Below are 15,432 nucleotides of genomic sequence, written 5' to 3'. Positions count from 1 at the left end.
CCTACGGCTCGTGCCGCAACCGGTCGTCCCGGTTGCGCGCTACGACCACTATAAGGTTTTTTTGGTTTCCTGTAACGTAAACTTAGGTAGCTTTATGAGTTTGCTTGGTTCAAGCCGACCGGGCTCCCGTGCGTGAAGGGGAAACGGCCAGTGCGCCACAATGGAACTCATGTCGTCTCCGATCCCTCCGCCGTCCAGGGAGGTGATGCACATGCGTGCCACGACCAGTGAAATCGGCAATCGCGTGCTGCACTTCCTGTCGCAGGAGACGGCGCGCCTTCACGGGGCCACGGTGTCGGAGATTCTTGAGGCGGTTCCCGAGGCCCGTAACAAGGTGACCCTCTTCGGTCACCTCAACCTCCTGGAGGAGGCTGGCGCGATCGTTGGAAGGCCAGCGCCGGGTGTTCGACACCGCAAGACCGTGACGTACAAGGTCGACTGGGACGCGATCGACCGCCTGCACGAGGTCAGTCGGGCATATCAGAAGGGCCAGATCGACCTCGCGGAGCCGCCGCGGGCTATCTGACGCACGCGGCGTTCCCTGTTCCTGCTGGGATGCGCTCAAGAAGCGCCACGCATCTGTGGGCCAGAAGTTTGCTTTCGTCCGCGACCGCCCGTAGCCCTGTCGCGAACTGGAGCTCGAAGGCATCCCCCGCGAGCCATCCTTCGACGCCGAACTGATCCCCGTCAGGAGAGGTCACCGCGACGTCCTCGAACCGTTCCGCGGCGCGAAGCCCGTAGCCGGCGGCGATGACGTCTCGGCCGAACCAGTACGTCTCCAAGGCCACCGCCCGCAGGATCGCGTCATCGGCGGCTTGCTCGATTTCCACTACCGGGTAGTGCCGCACCAGCCCTGTTCGCGCGTCCAGCTCCTCATCGGCCATGGACGGCTCGCGAGTCGCCACGCACCGCTGGCACGCGCAGTCGACGGGGTGGCTGTTGCCCAGGTGGAAGAAGTGGACAACGGCCGACCACCGTCGATCAGCGGTGCGGCCATCGTCAGTGAGTGCACGGTCCGCTCGCGATACGCCAGGAAGGGCTTCCATGGCGTTAACACTATGTCAGTGCTAGCGGTTTCGTTACTGGTGCTCGGAAATCCACCGAGCGATGGTCGAGTCGAAGACCTCCGGGTCGACGTTGTACTCCGTGTTGTGGGCGGTCGCTGCGGTCTCGACCACTTCCACGGCCGGCGCATTCAGCTTCGCGAACCGCTGGGAGACATCCATCGGCAAGGTCGTGTCGCCGGCCGAGTGGAACAGGAGGATCGGGCAGCCCAGCGCGGCGGCTCGCGGCTCGCGCACCCAGTCCAGCGCGTCGAAGTCCACCGGCTCCGGAAGACCGACGAGACGGCTCGCGAGCTTGCTGCGCAGGCCCACGAGGCCGAGGATCGCGACCTGACGAGGCAATCCCATCTCGACGGCGCCTTGCTCGATCGCCGTCTTCCAGTTCAGCGCCGGCCCGACGAGCACGAGGCCGGAGAGCAGATCCCGGCGGCTCGTGCGCTCCGCTGCGAGCAGCGCCACACCGCCACCGAGGGACCAGCCGATGAGGACGATCTTCCGCGCGCCGTGGGCGGCTGCGTAGTCGATCGCCGCGGCGACGTCGGCCCACTCGCGCTGACCGAGCATGGACGCGCTGTGAGGCACCGCGGGGCCGTCGCCGTCGCCGCGGAAGGAGACGACGAGGGACGTGTAGCCGAGCGCGGTCATCGCCGGCACGCTGCGCAGCGCGTGGATCCGCTTGGTGCGGATGCCGTGCACGTGGATCGCCCACGTGCCCTCCGGGTTCTCGTCCGGCCCGAACTGCCAGGCGGGGCAGTCACCTAGAGGCCCGGGGACCAGGACCTCCACGAAGTCAGGGTCGACCGCCTCCGGTCCGGCGAAGACGTCGCCCTCGCAGATGACGGCCTTCTCTCCGGCGAAGCTTGCGCCCCAGGTCGATTCGATGCGCCGGGTGGTCGCACCGGTCACCGGGTCGGTGTGGATCGGGCGGCTGAGTGTCGCGTGACCCGTGCGGTCGGTGCGGAAGATTCCGAGGATGCCGGGGGCGATGGTCTTGCCGTCAACGGCCAGCGTCATCGTCTTCCCGTCCTGGCGCAGGATCGGGATCTGAGGCGGATCGACGGGAAGCACGACCTGGCGAGCGGCGAAGATCGAGCCGATAGCGCCGGCCACGGCGACGCCTCCTGCTGCTGCTGCTCCAACGATCAACTTGTTCATTCGTTCCATCCCATACCTGCTGCTAGCAATTCACCGTCGATCAGTCGCTCTGCGCGACGAACGACACCGTTCTCGTTGTTGCTCAATTTCATTGCGCCGACCATCACCGCGTCGGTGACGCGCACCTGTAGCGTCATCAGTCGCACGAGCTTCTTCTCGCTCGCGGTTCCTTCTCTCACATATGAGACGGGCGGGGCGGCGATTTCTCGCTCTGCCAGCATCGTGACGAGCTTTCGGGAGCTCAGGTCGACGGCGACGTCCCTAATCGTACGCCGAGCGGGGAAGCTGCACAGGCCGGCGGTGAAGAGCAGGATCCCACCGAAGAATCCCGGGGTGAAGGCGAGATAGAGGACATTCGTCGTCGCGGCAGAGTCGGGCACGTATCGCGCTACCAGCATTCCGGCCAGTTCGCCCGCGGCTCCGGCGATGATGAGCGCGCCGCCGACAGTGAACGGCCAGTACGCGCGACGGGGGAACCTCGCGACTTTCACGATCAGTCGCACGAACAGCACCATCAGCCCGAGGAAGTAGATCCCGCTGCACAGAATCATCGGGAGCTGATCGACTTCTTCATGCGAGAACTTGGGCGAGGTGGCCGGGCGGTCGATCGCGATGAACGCGGCCACGTACGCCGCGATCCACGCCACGAGCAGGACGACCGACCAGAGGCGCACTCGGCCGACGTCGATCACGGCCTCCACGAGAAGCCACATCGCCGTGCAGGCGGCGACGAGCATCACGCAGTAGTAGACGTTCGTTCCTCCGAACAGGCTGTCTGCCTCATCGAGCGTCAGCCACGGGAAGCCGCCCAGTGCGAGCAGCCCCACCGACCCGAAGCCTGCTGCCACCCATGGGCGCGTCGGCGGACGTCGGCGGGCGAGGATGGCGATGAACCAGCCCAAGAAGTAGGCGGTGACGGCGAGGAAGGAGGCGGTGAAGAAGAAGCTCTCGATCGGACTCACTTAGCCGAACTTCCTCTCACCCGACCGGTATCGCGGGTACATGACGAGCGACACCATGAGACGCGCGAATTCTTCAGCTTCGCCTTCGCGGATCCGATGCGTCCGAGAGGAATCGTCGCCATCGAAAACAAACTGCTTAGCGTGACGTACCGCGTTCGTTGCGCTCGTCAGCCCCATGCTGTCGAGGCTAAGACCGTGAGGGAGCTCGACTTCACTCGGAGGATGCCCCAACAGGATGTGAGCCAGTTCGTGGAACACATTGAACAGCCGATAGTAGGCTTTCTTGTCGCTGCGGATGAGGATCATGTACTTGGTAGGAAGCAGCGCGGCGATTGTCTCGGTAAGAGTCAGGGCGAGATAGTTCTCCCACGACTCGTCTCCGCCCTGATACACCTCAATATCAGCACCAAGCACTTCTTGAGCGCGACGGATGATGGCTTCTTCGGTCGACAGTTCACCGGGGTAATTCTCAGTGAAAATTTCCTTGAAGGCGCGTTCGGCGGTCTGGCGAATCTGCTCAGTTACGAGCCACGGATCGTCCACAGTTCCCCCTCCCAGATACAGCCACTATTCGCGTAGCTCGCGGATCGACGCGGCGATGCCGCGGATGGCAGCAGGGGAAAGGTTTCCCCCGAGGGACCGGGCCGCCAGCGGCTCGACACCCTTGGATGCGAGCGCTCGGCGCAGCTCGAGGTCAGCTTCGATCATTGCGGTGTCCTCCGAGGTCGTCAGCTCCGTCAAGAACGCCTCAGGGACCTGGAAGTGAGTGGTGAGGCGAGTGAGCTCGCTCCGAGTCACGCCGAACCGCGCGGTGGCGCCGAGCATCTCGGACAGCCGTGCCGCCGGGATCCCCGCGACGTCATCACTCGCACTCGTGCCGGCCGGGAGGAGGACGCTCAGTCGTCGGGCGAACTCGACACCGTTCGTGAGCACGACCACCTCGTCAACGTCCGCGGTGGGCTCGCCGAACTCCTCCGCCATCGTGAAGATGGTGGCGACCTTGACTCCCAAAACCTGCGCGAAGCGCTCCAGATCGTTCGTGTCGAACATCGCGTCGCCGCGCATCCGCGCGTAGAAGTAGGTCAGCGTCATTCCCGTGCGCGTCGCGAAGTCGACGTTCGAAAGACCGGCTCTGGCCATCAAGGTCTTGATCGCTGCGTGAACGCGCATCGAATACTCGGACGCGCCGTTACCTGTTCTCGCAGCCATGCTGACCACGGTAGCCGCTCGTAGAGAGCACTGTTAGTTTCAGCAGGCCCCGACCAGTTCCGGGCACGAGAACCGGGGGTGTGGGTGAATCAGTCGCTGTCCCCCGTGGTCAACCTCGTTCGTCAGCGAGGAGGGTCCGCGCAGCTCGTCGTCCTCAGGGGCGGTGACGTCCTTCTCGACCACTCCCAGGGGTACGCACCCGATGGACTCTTCTGGTCCTGGTCAGTCAGCAAGCCCTACCTGAGCATCCTCGTGCACCAGTTGGCCGCAGACGGGCTCCTCGACATCGACGCCGCAGTCTCTTACTACTGGCCGGAGTTCGCTCGTCACGGGAAAGGATCGATCACTCTCCGCCAGGTCCTCCACCATCGTGCGGGGTTCTCGACCTCGCGCGGACTGATCGGGGACGCCCTGGCGATGACCGACTGGCGCAGCTCGATCCGTAACCTCGAGAGCGCTCGCCTCAGGACGGTGCCGGGCACCGTTCCCTCCTACCAGGTGTTCACCTACGGCTTCATCCTGGGCGAGGTGATTCAACGAGTGACCAGGCGTCCTCTCCGCGACGTCATGAACGACGTGCTGCTCACTCCGCTCGGCGCCACCAACACCATGCTGGGCGTCGCTGAACACGACCTCTCCCGATGCGTCTCCATCCGCAGCTCCGTACCTCTCGCCATGGGGGCCTTGAACAGCCGTGCCGTCCGCATGGCCGTGATCCCGAGCGCCGGAATCTCAACGACCGCTCGCGACGTCGCCAGGTTCTACGAAATGCTGCTCAACGATGGCCGGGGCCGCGATGACACGCAGGTTGTCTCACCGGAGATCCTGTCCCAGGCGACGATCGCCAGCTCCACCGAGGCCGACGTCGACGGCTTCGCCCACACGCCGATCCTCTGGGCGCATGGATTCCAGCTCGGCGGTCGCACCCCCAACCTCTACCCGCCGCTCGGATCGATAGCCGGCCCGCGAACGTTCGGACACAACGGGTCCAACGTCTGCGTCGCCTGGGCCGACCCGGACACGCAGCTCGTCGTGGCCTACCTAACCAACACGGTCGCTTCGGATGGCGCCCGCCACATGACGGCCGTCTCCAACGCAATCGCCAGCATCGCTCGCCCCGCGGCCGGCTGACAGGTGTTAACGGCTACGGTGAAGTATCGATTACGTTAGTCAGAGGTCGAGAGTGCCGCAGACCAGCGGGCAGCCTCACCCACGTTGGATGCAGGCAGAGGGGACAGCGACCACGACCATGACACTCGACACGCCGCACCACTCCCCGAATACTGCTAGCACTCACACCATGATGAGCCGCATGGGAAGAAGACGACGGAACGATGGAGCGGCGGCGGTGCAACTCAACGCCCGCGTGCTGCCCACCAACCGTGATGCCGTCTCCGAGGCTGCCGCCGCCAGCGGCGTGACCGTCTCGCTCTACGTCGACATGCTCTACAGCGAGCTGCTCGCGAAGTACGGCGCGCTCCCGCGGGTCACCGCGTCCCGATCGGAGCCGCCGATCACCACCACTTAACGCATTAGGCCCGCCGCTCACGCGACGGGCCTAGAAGCTCTCGCTTCACACCAAAGGCTTACCAGGGCGACAGGTGTGAAGCAGTTGATCAGGACCGGTTTCTCAGGCCGGGCCTCATCCATCCCCCCCGAGGGAGGAGAAGTGACCTCATCGTAAGCCACATTGCTGTGTCTGCGCACGCCCAAAATGCCGAAGTTGACTCCTTCTCGGCGCCCTGGGCACTGACGCGCCGACTGAGCCCCCGTGCCGCGGTGCGCACGATGCGCCCGGATGCCTACGGGCGCCTGGACGAGAACGCCTATCCGGCCGCGTTCCCCGTCTCCCCCGTCGCGCCGGCCGCCCCGTGGGCGATCTACCTCACCGACGACGCCGGAGCGTTCCGGCTGCTGTGCTTCGACTTCGACGGCAAGGACTCCCGCGGCGTCGACGCCGACCTCATGGAGCAGGCCGCGGACGACTGCGACGCGCTTTCCGCCGTCCTCGACGCGCACCAGGTCGCTCACGTCGTCTGCCAGTCCTCCGGCACCGGAGGTCGCCACCTGTGGGTCGCTCTCGCGGAAGCCGCCCCAGCCGAGCAGGTGGCCCGATTGGCGATCGCCGCTCGAGCAAACTTCCGCACCCTCGACCACGGGATGCTCCGCAACCCGCGCACCGGCGCCGCCCGGCCGCCGCTCTCCCCGCACCGCGACGGCAGCTTCTCGAGGGTCCTCCGCGGCCGCGCAGAGGAGCTGCTGGACACGAACGTCACCGCGGCCGCCATCGATGCCGTCACGGTCGCGCTGGAAGCGTCCCGTCCGCCGCAGCGCGTCGACGCCACTCCCCCAGTACCCACCGCCACCGCACACCACACGCACCGGACGCTGAGCGCTGCCGGCGCCGCCCACATGGCCACGGCCGGCGGCGGCGCGAATCCATCGTGGACCGCGTTCATGTGCCTGCTCTCCGCTGCTCACGCCGGCTGGTCCCTGACCGACGTCGAGCACGCCGCCCGAAGCGCGCCCGGGATGGAGCACTACCGGACCAAGAACACCGGCCGCGGCCACCGCCGGCCCCGCGCCCGCGACGAGGCCGCGGAGCGACTGGCGCGGCAGTGGGAGAAGGCCCGCCAGTACGCGGCGCTGCACGCCGTTCTCCCGCCCGAGCGCGAAATGAGCGACCTGGCGGAGCTGGGCAGCATCGTCGGCGCCGTCAGCGGCCTCCTCGACCGGTTCCGGGTGAGCCCGGGCCGGTGGGGCAGGACCGAGCGAGCGACGTCGGAGAAGACGATCCTCACCGCCCTGGCCTACCTCACCCTGCACACCGGCAAGCGCACCGTCGCCGCGTCCATCCGCGACCTGGCCCTCCTGGCGGGCCTGGGACGCACCACGGCCGCCAGCGCCCTGCGGAGCCTGCGCGAGGACGGCTACGTGCAGCTCGTCGTCCGCGCTGACGGATCGAACGCCAGCGAATGGCGACTGTCCGAGCACTTTTCCACAGGCTCACTGCAAGGTCCGGTCACAACCACTAATAACCCCCGCCCCCCCGGGCCGCTTTTCACTGAACGAACCATGCTGCTCACCACGCTCGAGGCGGACCTCACGGACACTCGGCACGACCTCTTCACCCGCGCCGGCCTCGGACACCTGGCAGGGAAGGCGTACGCGCTGCTGCGCCGAGAAGGAACCCTCGCCGTCGACGCCGCCGCCACACTGCTGGGAGTGACCACCCGCACCGCCGCCACAGCCCTCTCCCGCCTGCGCACCCACCGCCTGATCGTCAAGCACACCAACGGCTGGACCCAGGCCAAGCGCGACCTCCGAACCGCCGCCGCTCGCGCGATCGGTGTCGACGGAGTCTTGACGGATCGAGCGCACCGCTACGACGTCGAGCGCGAAGTCTGGGCCTGGTGGCAAGCCGAGCTCGCTCACCGGTCCTCCTCCCCCAGGCAACGACCGCGACGCCGACACGTGTCGAGCCGACCCCTGTTCGAGGACAGCACCGCTGGCGAGCGCGTCTGGCCGCTCTACCCCCGCGACGCCGCCGGCCGCGGCGATCACCGCGAGGCGCTGCACTGGGGACGCACCGGCATGCTCGCCCCCGGCTCGCTCTGGTGGTCCTCGACCGCCGCATGACGTCGACCGCACGCGCGTTCGAACATATGTTCTACTGGCGGCGTGGGAACGAACCGACGCTACGAGCGCCATGTCGGCGCCCAGATCGATCGACGCATCGAAGAGACGGCCGGCCGCGGCCACCCCATCGGCCTGACCGACGACGAGCTAGACAAGACCCGGCAGCGGCCCACCTGGGCCGCCACTCCCCTGCCCGTCTGGGCTTGGGTCCGCTACCCCGGCAACCCCGTTCGCGTCGAGGGTTACGCCATCGCCTGGACCGCCCGAGCCGTCATGGTCGAGTGGCAGGACCGCGACGCCAGCCGCCGACTGTGGGTCTGGGCGTCCGCCGTCGAGCGACGGCCCCAGTAACCGCACATCCCCCAAGTCAGTACGTCAGCATGTTTACATGTCAGCATGCAGACTGGTAGTCTTGTCAACATGATTACAGCGGTAGTGAACCTGAAAGGCGGGTCGGGCAAGACCTCGACCGTCATCCATCTCGCAGCAGCGCTTCGCGAAACCGGGGAGAGCGTGCTCATTGTCGACGGCGACCCGCAGGGCAGCGCGCTCGACTGGGCCAACACCCTCGGTTGGGACGCGACCGGGCTGCCTCGCAACACGATCCACAAGCAGCCCTGGTTGAGCAGCAGCCACCAGAACGTGCTCATCGACACTCCCCCGGGCGATCTGGGTATCACGACGTCAGCAGCTCGAGCCGCTGACCTGATCCTGATCCCGATCCAACCCACCAGCGGCGACTTCTCCCAGTACGCGGAGACGGTCAACCTCATCGAGCAGGTTCAAGCTCTCACGGACGCGCCGGCCTTCACCCTCCTCACCCGAGTGGTCAAGCGCACGGTCGCCGCTGGGCAGATCCGCGACGCGCTCGAACCGTTCGGCGTCCCCGTCCTGACGAGCGAGATCCCGCAGGCGCAGGCTCTCGCGATGGCGTACGGCCTGCCGATCACCGATCCTGGCCAGTACCGAAACGTGCTCGCGGAGTTGAAGGGAATCGTCAAGTGAGCGAGAACCGCTTTGCGGCCGCGGGCCGCGCAGCTCGACCGAAGAGAGCCCAGGTGGGCGAAGGCACCTTCGTGCCGCCGACCCAGCTCGCCGTGTTCTCCGTTCGACTCCCCCAGGAGTCGATCCGAGCGGTGAAGATCCTGGCGGCCGAGCAGGGCGTCCCCGTACAGGTGCTCGCTGCGGAAGCCTTTCAACTCCTCCTCGCCCAGTACGAGGGACGCAAAGCTGATGACAAGTAAGCATGTAATCAAGTCAACTTCCCTACATGCATACCGGGCCGTCCGGCCCTCCCAGGCCGTCACTCGCCATCCGCGGTGACCCCGTGATTGGGAGCAGCCGGCAGACGCGGGATCGGATGACCCACGAGCTACTGCGCGTCGGCGCCGCTATCTTCCGGGGGACCTGCGCGGTGGCGGCGGCGCTGTTCGAACCCACGGCTCGGCAACTCTGGTGACGGAGGTTCGAGTCCCCACAGCACGTGCTGACTTGTAGGCATGTTTACAAGTCAGCATGTCGCGGTCGACGGTGGGGGAGGGTCGGCGTTGCCGCCCCGTGAGGGATAACCCCTCACGCTCCCCGGTATCCCGTTCCGGGGCGCGAGCTGCACTCGCGCAGCAGCGACGGAGCGCCGCCCAGAGGTTCGGCCGGCTGTGCCGGCCGCTGATGTTCGCCCGTTGGGCTCACGTTTCTTTGCCGTGAAGCCTTCGGCGGCTCCCTCCGCTTCGCTGCGGTCGTAGCTACCTACGGGCTCCGTTCAAGTGGCTGCGCCACCGGCTCCTCCGAGACTTTCGGCACGCGGTCGCTGCGCTCCCTCACATCGCGCCGAAACTCTCTCCACCGCCGCCCTCCGGGTTGCACTGCGCCCTCCGGTTGCTAAGGCGGAGAACCGCCTTCCTTACCGTTATTTCCGTGGATGCGGGGCAGTTGTAGGCTCCGGAACGCGCCAGGGGTCCTGGGTATGGCTGACCGCCTTCAGCCGCCTGATGGCATGCCGTGATTGGCCGCCCGGGACCCCGCAACGGCAGGACCGCTCATTGAGAAACGCGACCAGATCGCCCCGTAAGGACATGCCGGCACGGTCGTTCACGGCGCACCGCACCCCTCAACGGAAGGACCCTGCGTGCCCCAACTCTGGGCCGGTATCGACGCCGGCAAGACCGAACACCACTGCGTCGTCATCGACGGCAACGGAACCAAGCTGCTCTCGCAGCGCTTCAAGAACCGAGAGTCAGCGATCCTGACCCTGATGGGCGACGTCGCCTCCTTGCCGGGTGGCACCGACGTCGCGTGGGCGACGGACCTCAACCACGGCGGAACGGGGCTGCTGCAGACGCTGCTCAGCTCCCACGCGCAGCCGCTGTTCTACATCTCGGGCCGGGTCGTTCATCACGCCTCGGGCGCCTACCGAGGCGAGGCAAAGACGGACGCGAAGGACGCGGTCATCATCGCCGACCAGGCCCGGACCCGACGAGACGTGACGCTGATGCGGCAGGCCGACGACGTCACCGCGGAGCTGCGCCTGCTCTCAGCCCGGCGCGAGGACCTGGTGCACGACCGCACCCGCGCCGTAAATCGGCTACGCGCCATCCTGGTCCACTACTTCCCGTCACTCGAGGGAGCGTTCAACTACGCGACGACCAGGGGACCTCTGGTGCTGCTCACCCGGTACGCGACGCCGTCCGCGATCAGGCGGACGGGGGAGAGCCGTCTGGCGTCGTGGTTGAAGGGGCAGGGCTGTTGGAAGTCCGCGGCCGTCGCTAAGACGGCGGTGGAAGCCGCGCGCGAGCAGACCTCGGTCGTCGCGGGGGAGGATGCCGCGGCCCGGCTGGTGAGCCGGTCCGCCCGCGATCTGCTCCGCATCCGCGACGAACTCGCCGAGCTCGAGGCCGAGATCGACGCCGTTCTACAGGACAGCAGTTCTGCGGATCTGCTCGTGTCGCTCCCCGGATTCGGGCGCAGGCTCGCCGCGGACTTCCTCGCCGCAACCGGTACTGACCTCGCCGCATTCGAGACGCCCGACCGGCTGGCCAGCTTCGCGGGCCTCGCTCCCGTGCCGCGCGACTCCGGGAAGATCTCCGGCAACCACCACCGGCCACGGCGCTACGACCGGCGGCTGTTGAACGCCTGCTTCCAAGCGGCGTTCATCGCGTCGAGGAACTGCCCGGTCTCTCGCTCGTTTTACGAGCGAAAACGTGGCGAGGGCAAGTCGCACAAGCAGGCACTGATCGCACTCGCCCGACGCCGCATCAACGTCATCTGGGCAATTTTCCGCGACCAGACCAGCTATCACCCCACAGGCGCAGAGCCCGCCGCGTTCGCGTCAGGGACGATCGCAGATGGGTCGGCGGCTCGTGGTCTCGGTGCTGGCGGGAATCCGTGGGAGGGCATCGGCAACCGTCACTCGTGGTGAACCACCTCGCTGCGGGGTAATCCTGGTCAGGGATTCTGCGCGCGATCGACGCGCGCGACAATCGCGCGCAGTGCTTCGACTTCGATGCTGAGGGCGGCGGTGCCCTGAGGAGTGAGAGCGACCCAGTTCTTGGCTCGGCGGCCGTCGTAGCCCCGTCGTGTGGTGATGTGACCGGCCCTGAGTAGGACTTCGAGGTGTCGTCCAAGGTTGCCGTCGGTGAGGTCGAGGGTGGTGCGCAGGAACCGGAAGTCGGCTTCGCCGGCCTCGTGAAGGATGGTCAAAATCGCAAGACGCGTTCGTTGGTGGACGGCATCGTCCAAGGACGCGAACTCGTCGTCGGTCGACTCCTCAGCGCCTGGTGCCACGGGCACGTCCCGTCTCCTGCCGGAAAGCAGTAATACCCAGAACGACGAGGGTGATGCCGGCGATCGTGAGAACGACGCCATCGATTGACAAAGGCGTGGAACCGTAGGAAGCACCCAGGATCAACCCGCTCTCGGGGGCAGCGTCCTGCAAGAAGCTGTTGAAGAGGAAGGGGGAAACTACTGCCACCCCGAGGCCAGCAAGCCACTGGCTGCGATTTTCGAGTCGCCAACCGATCGCGAACAGGAGCACCCCGACAAGAAACGCCGGACCGACGAACTCAACAAGAAAGGCCGGACCGGCGAACATCGTGGGCAGAAACGTCAAGATCGAGATTGCGGCGATGACGGCCGCGATCGGCCCCATGCGCTCGCGCCCCATTCCCACACCTGCGTGAGCAGCAGTAGCCCTCAGCACGATCCAGAGAGCGATGCTCGTGAAGGCAGGAATCAGGAAGCCGACGGTGAACAGCGTCGAACCGGCCAGGGGCAGCAGTCCGGCTGTTACCACTCCGACGCCGGAGACGATCAGCGGAAGTGATGACACGTGCCGCGCGTCTCGGACCCGTTCTTCTAAGGGCGTGCGAGTCAGCGACATGATGCTCCGATCACTCTGTGGTGTAGAGCAACTGTACTCTGCCTTGCAGAGCGGTCGCTAGGACGTCCAGCGTCGGGACCGTTTCGAGCGGCCGCAATTCCGCGCATCAGATCGCGAACAAGCGGACGCCGACCTCAGGCCGGCGCGGTGTCGTGCGCTGCGCGAATTTTTGCCTGGAAGCCTTCGGCAGCGTACGGGCCTCCGGCGTCCACGCAAGCCGCTGCGCGGCCGGCTCCTCCGAGGTTCTCGGCACGCGGTCGCTGCGCTCCCTCCCATCGCGCCGACAACCTCTCCTCCGCCGCCCTCCGGGTTGCGCTCCCACCTCCGACCCTGCTCGGCACTACGTGCCTTCCAGGCAAAAAAACGCTGGGAGAGAAGGAAGAACGATCCGGCCAGACCACCCCCGCTGGCTTGACAAATCTGATTGAGAATCACGGCAAAAAAACGAGGGGGAGGGGCAGGGCAGGACCACCGCCCGGGACCCGACGACGAGAGGACTTCACCATGACCGACACCGCCACCACCGAACCGCAGACACCGACCCTCCCGGAGGCGGTGGCCGAGTTCGTGTCCGTGTTCTCCCACGGGGACACCGCCGACGATCTGGCCGTCCGGATGAGCTGCTGCGAGGTCGACGCGTTGGCCGGACTCCTGCGAGCATTCGGACGAGACGAGGCCGCCGACCTGTGGATCGCGGAGCACGCGACCGACGACGACGAGGGCGACGCGCACACCCCGGAAGGAGCGAAGCGATGACCGAGCAGCCGAAGGCCGACGCCGTGACAATCTATCTCGCGGCTGCGGCCGCCTACGACGAGGCGGTGACCGCGTTCCTCACCGCGGGCGCTACCTACACCGCGGCCCTCGCGAATTTCCGCGTGGCGATGACCGTCTCGCCCACTCTCTCCTGCGAGAAGGTCAACGTGATCGCGCAGATGCTCGACAAGGCCGGTGACCGCGACGCGGCCGGGTGGTGGATCCACGCGCACTGCGCCGAGGAGAAGCGCGAGGAGTTCGAAGCGCACATGGAGTTCTATCTGGAAGATTCCTCATGGCTCTGACCGTCTACTCGAAGCCCTCGTGCGTGCAGTGCACCGCGACCTACCGAGCCCTCGACGCGAAGGGCATCGAGTACACGACTGTCGACGTCACGACGAACCCCGCAGCGCTCGCCTACGTCACGGAGGAGCTGGGCTACTCCGCCGCCCCGGTGGTCGTCGCGAGCGACGAGGACCACTGGTCGGGCTTCCGCCCGGACCTCATCGAGAAGCACGCAGCGTGACCGGCCCGAACGTCGAGAGCGACGAGTACCGGGCAGGGTATCTCGCCGGGCGCGCGGACCGGCAGGGCGAGGTCGACTGGGCGGAGAACGAGGCCGATCGGTACTACCGCCTCGCCTACGGCGACGAGCGGCGTCTCCCGGCCTACGCCGTGACGCGCGCCGAGCTCGAACAGCGCAGGGCGCTGTCCGAGCCGTCCGTCGAGGTCACCCGACGCGACGCTCTCACGTCCTGGGGTATCGAGACCGAAGCACCAGAGCAGAACACCCCAAGCGCATCCCCGTCGACGTCGACGGGACGACCCACGAACCGAACGAGCAGGAGACGACAGATGAGCACCAGGACGATCACCGGCAACCTCGCCGCCGACCCCGAGGCCGTGCAGGCGGGCCGCGTCCAGATCGTGAAGCTGCGCGTCATCGAGAACACCGGCGAATACCGCGCGGGGGAGTGGACCCCGCACGACGCCCCGACCACGCACTACGTGGAAGCGAAGTTCGAACTCGGCGAGCACGTCCTCGCCTCCCTCCACAAGGGAGACGCCGTGATCGTCGTCGGCTACGAGCGCACCGTCGCCTGGGGCGAAGGAGAGAACCGCCGCACCGGCCGCGTCCTCGAAGCCGACGCCATCGGCCCCAACCTCACCCGCGCGACCGCCGTCGTCACCACAACCGCCCAACGCGCACCCCGCCGCAGCGCCGCGGAGTAGAGCGCCCGCTCAGTTCTTGACGCGGAGCACGTAGAGGATGACGTGATCCTCCGGGATCGCTGCGCGCACTTCCACGATCGCCGCGGCGCTCGTCGCCGCGCTACTGCGCACCACCGTTGATGCCGATTCCGCGCGCGTCCGGTGTGCCAGCTCCCACATGCCTCCATCGTCCCATCCGGCGCCGACAGCGGCTCTCAGCTCTCGGCGGGGGAGGGCCGGCGGTGCCGTCCCGTGAGGGGCCGGCCCCTCACCCTCCCCGGTGTTCCGCTCGAGGCGCGGGGTGCGCTTCGCGCACATCGCCTGCGGCGACCGGGAGCCGCTGCGCGGCACTGCTTCGAGGTTTTTTGTTCCTCTCCGCGGTACAAACCTATTTCGCTCCGTCGTCTCCGTGCAACCTATTCCGGGCGCGGTCGCAGGCTCCCTTATCTCGCCCGGAATAGGCGTCACTGCGACGCCTCCACTCAAACGGTTCTTCCCGCCGGAGAGGCACAAAAAAACGATCAGACAAGGGAGCGCCACATCATGCAGTCCACGCCGATGACTGTCGATACCGAACTCGACGCCACCACCACGCAGGAGACGCCGGGGAGCCGCGCGGAGGCGCTGCTCGCCACGATCGAGGAGCTGCACCAGCAGGTGTGGGCAGCGGCCCCCGAGCTGCTGATCGAGACGGTGACCGACGACGGCGAGACGTACGAAGCGCTCCGGTGCCCCGTCTGCCAGACGCTCGTGACCGACTCCGGGGAACTCCGCGCGGTGGACGTCTCGACCCGGTGGAACAGCGCGGAGCCGGACGTGGAGAACCGCCAGATGGACGTCACCGCGGGGGATCACGACTACGGCAGCACGCTCTACTACCTCCACTGGACCGGCGAGGCGCACGCTGTAGTCCCGCCCTCCGGTTGGTCCGAGGACTGGTGCCTGTGACCCACACCGGCCGCGCGTGCTGACTTGTAGGCATGTTTACAAGTCAGCATGTCGCGGTCGGGAGGTGGGGGAGGGCCGGCGGTGCCGACCCGTGAGGGGCCGGCCCCTCACC

The 15,432-nt window shown here is 66.9% G+C and carries 21 protein-coding genes; 13 read left to right on the top strand and 8 right to left on the bottom strand.

All coding sequences use genetic code 11. The features are described 5' to 3' along the window. Positions 1-211 precede the first annotated feature (211 nt). Complete coding sequence (locus C5C54_RS14185) at positions 212-526, top strand: hypothetical protein (RefSeq protein ID WP_146078849.1); 315 nt, start codon at positions 212-214, stop codon at positions 524-526. Here C5C54_RS14185 and C5C54_RS14180 read toward each other — a convergent pair. The 5 genes from C5C54_RS14180 to C5C54_RS14160 all read right to left on the bottom strand — a co-directional run bounded on the left by C5C54_RS14180 (position 519) and on the right by C5C54_RS14160 (position 4,390). After that, entirely contained in the window at positions 519-884 is a 366-nt protein-coding gene (locus tag C5C54_RS14180; protein WP_104227112.1) for a hypothetical protein, read from the bottom strand. The two genes, C5C54_RS14185 and C5C54_RS14180, sit on opposite strands and share 8 nt — an antisense overlap. Positions 885-1,079: 195 nt before the next feature. After that, entirely contained in the window at positions 1,080-2,219 is a 1,140-nt protein-coding gene (locus tag C5C54_RS14175) for a S9 family peptidase (RefSeq protein ID WP_181072913.1), read from the bottom strand. Continuing rightward, complete coding sequence (locus C5C54_RS14170; RefSeq protein ID WP_104227113.1) at positions 2,216-3,181, bottom strand: hypothetical protein; 966 nt, start codon at positions 3,179-3,181, stop codon at positions 2,216-2,218. Before C5C54_RS14170 ends, C5C54_RS14175 begins: the two co-directional genes overlap by 4 nt. Beyond that, positions 3,182-3,724 carry an ImmA/IrrE family metallo-endopeptidase gene (locus tag C5C54_RS14165; RefSeq protein WP_104224220.1) on the bottom strand — a complete coding sequence of 181 codons (543 nt, stop codon included), beginning with the start codon at positions 3,722-3,724 and terminating at the stop codon, positions 3,182-3,184. Positions 3,725-3,748: 24 nt separating this feature from the next. Beyond that, complete coding sequence (locus C5C54_RS14160; protein WP_146078848.1) at positions 3,749-4,390, bottom strand: helix-turn-helix domain-containing protein; 642 nt, start codon at positions 4,388-4,390, stop codon at positions 3,749-3,751. An 84-nt stretch (positions 4,391-4,474) separates the two neighbouring features. Between C5C54_RS14160 and C5C54_RS14155 the strand changes: the two genes are divergently transcribed. From C5C54_RS14155 to C5C54_RS14125, 7 genes are all read left to right on the top strand, one after another. Then, positions 4,475-5,521, top strand: coding sequence for a serine hydrolase (locus tag C5C54_RS14155; protein WP_181072912.1), 1,047 nt, complete (start codon positions 4,475-4,477; stop codon positions 5,519-5,521). A gap of 217 nt (positions 5,522-5,738) precedes the next feature. Then, positions 5,739-5,918 (top strand): hypothetical protein, encoded by a 180-nt coding sequence (locus C5C54_RS14150; RefSeq protein WP_104224217.1) that lies wholly within the window; start codon positions 5,739-5,741, stop codon positions 5,916-5,918. 260 nt (positions 5,919-6,178) lie between these two features. Further along, a complete protein-coding gene (locus C5C54_RS14145) occupies positions 6,179-8,029 on the top strand; it encodes a hypothetical protein (RefSeq protein WP_181134912.1) in 1,851 nt (616 codons plus the stop codon). Between the two features lie 42 nt (positions 8,030-8,071). Continuing rightward, positions 8,072-8,380, top strand: coding sequence for a hypothetical protein (locus C5C54_RS14140; protein ID WP_104227116.1), 309 nt, complete (start codon positions 8,072-8,074; stop codon positions 8,378-8,380). Between the two features lie 69 nt (positions 8,381-8,449). After that, positions 8,450-9,034 (top strand): AAA family ATPase, encoded by a 585-nt coding sequence (locus tag C5C54_RS14135; protein WP_181072910.1) that lies wholly within the window; start codon positions 8,450-8,452, stop codon positions 9,032-9,034. Then, the gene (locus C5C54_RS14130; protein ID WP_146078847.1) at positions 9,031-9,273 is read left to right on the top strand and encodes a ribbon-helix-helix domain-containing protein; all 243 of its coding nucleotides are present in this window, start codon (positions 9,031-9,033) and stop codon (positions 9,271-9,273) included. Before C5C54_RS14135 ends, C5C54_RS14130 begins: the two co-directional genes overlap by 4 nt. 881 nt (positions 9,274-10,154) lie before the next feature. Beyond that, positions 10,155-11,444 (top strand): IS110 family transposase, encoded by a 1,290-nt coding sequence (locus C5C54_RS14125; protein ID WP_258059506.1) that lies wholly within the window; start codon positions 10,155-10,157, stop codon positions 11,442-11,444. 26 nt (positions 11,445-11,470) lie between these two features. Here the strand turns inward: C5C54_RS14125 and C5C54_RS14120 are convergent, their stop codons facing one another. Together C5C54_RS14120 and C5C54_RS17675 are read right to left on the bottom strand one after the other, a co-directional pair. Continuing rightward, entirely contained in the window at positions 11,471-11,764 is a 294-nt protein-coding gene (locus C5C54_RS14120) for a transcriptional regulator (RefSeq protein WP_258062327.1), read from the bottom strand. A gap of 28 nt (positions 11,765-11,792) precedes the next feature. Next, a complete protein-coding gene (locus C5C54_RS17675) occupies positions 11,793-12,404 on the bottom strand; it encodes a hypothetical protein (protein ID WP_146078846.1) in 612 nt (203 codons plus the stop codon). 504 nt (positions 12,405-12,908) lie between these two features. Between C5C54_RS17675 and C5C54_RS14115 the strand changes: the two genes are divergently transcribed. The 4 genes from C5C54_RS14115 to C5C54_RS14100 are packed head-to-tail and all read left to right on the top strand — an operon-like array spanning position 12,909 to position 14,393. Then, positions 12,909-13,160 (top strand): hypothetical protein, encoded by a 252-nt coding sequence (locus tag C5C54_RS14115; protein WP_104224211.1) that lies wholly within the window; start codon positions 12,909-12,911, stop codon positions 13,158-13,160. Then, positions 13,157-13,465, top strand: a complete 309-nt coding sequence (locus tag C5C54_RS14110) for a hypothetical protein (RefSeq protein WP_104224210.1) — start codon at positions 13,157-13,159, stop codon at positions 13,463-13,465. The genes C5C54_RS14115 and C5C54_RS14110 overlap by 4 nt, the downstream gene beginning before the upstream one ends. Beyond that, positions 13,456-13,686 carry a glutaredoxin-like protein NrdH gene (gene nrdH / locus C5C54_RS14105; protein ID WP_104224209.1) on the top strand — a complete coding sequence of 77 codons (231 nt, stop codon included), beginning with the start codon at positions 13,456-13,458 and terminating at the stop codon, positions 13,684-13,686. Before C5C54_RS14110 ends, nrdH begins: the two co-directional genes overlap by 10 nt. Continuing rightward, positions 13,683-14,393, top strand: a complete 711-nt coding sequence (locus C5C54_RS14100) for a single-stranded DNA-binding protein (RefSeq protein WP_104288624.1) — start codon at positions 13,683-13,685, stop codon at positions 14,391-14,393. Before nrdH ends, C5C54_RS14100 begins: the two co-directional genes overlap by 4 nt. Positions 14,394-14,402: 9 nt before the next feature. On the opposite strand, the gene C5C54_RS18035 is transcribed toward C5C54_RS14100, so the two are convergent. Beyond that, positions 14,403-14,552, bottom strand: a complete 150-nt coding sequence (locus C5C54_RS18035; protein ID WP_181072908.1) for a hypothetical protein — start codon at positions 14,550-14,552, stop codon at positions 14,403-14,405. Between the two features lie 378 nt (positions 14,553-14,930). On the opposite strand from C5C54_RS18035, the gene C5C54_RS14095 reads away from it, so the two are divergent. Continuing rightward, entirely contained in the window at positions 14,931-15,320 is a 390-nt protein-coding gene (locus tag C5C54_RS14095; RefSeq protein ID WP_146078845.1) for a hypothetical protein, read from the top strand. Positions 15,321-15,432: the final 112 nt, after the last annotated feature.

This window comes from Rathayibacter sp. AY1F2, assembly GCF_002930885.1.
Lineage (GTDB): Bacteria > Actinomycetota > Actinomycetes > Actinomycetales > Microbacteriaceae > Rathayibacter.
The sequence above is the reverse complement of the archived record's forward strand: the minus strand, read 5'-3'. Positions and strand labels throughout refer to the sequence as shown.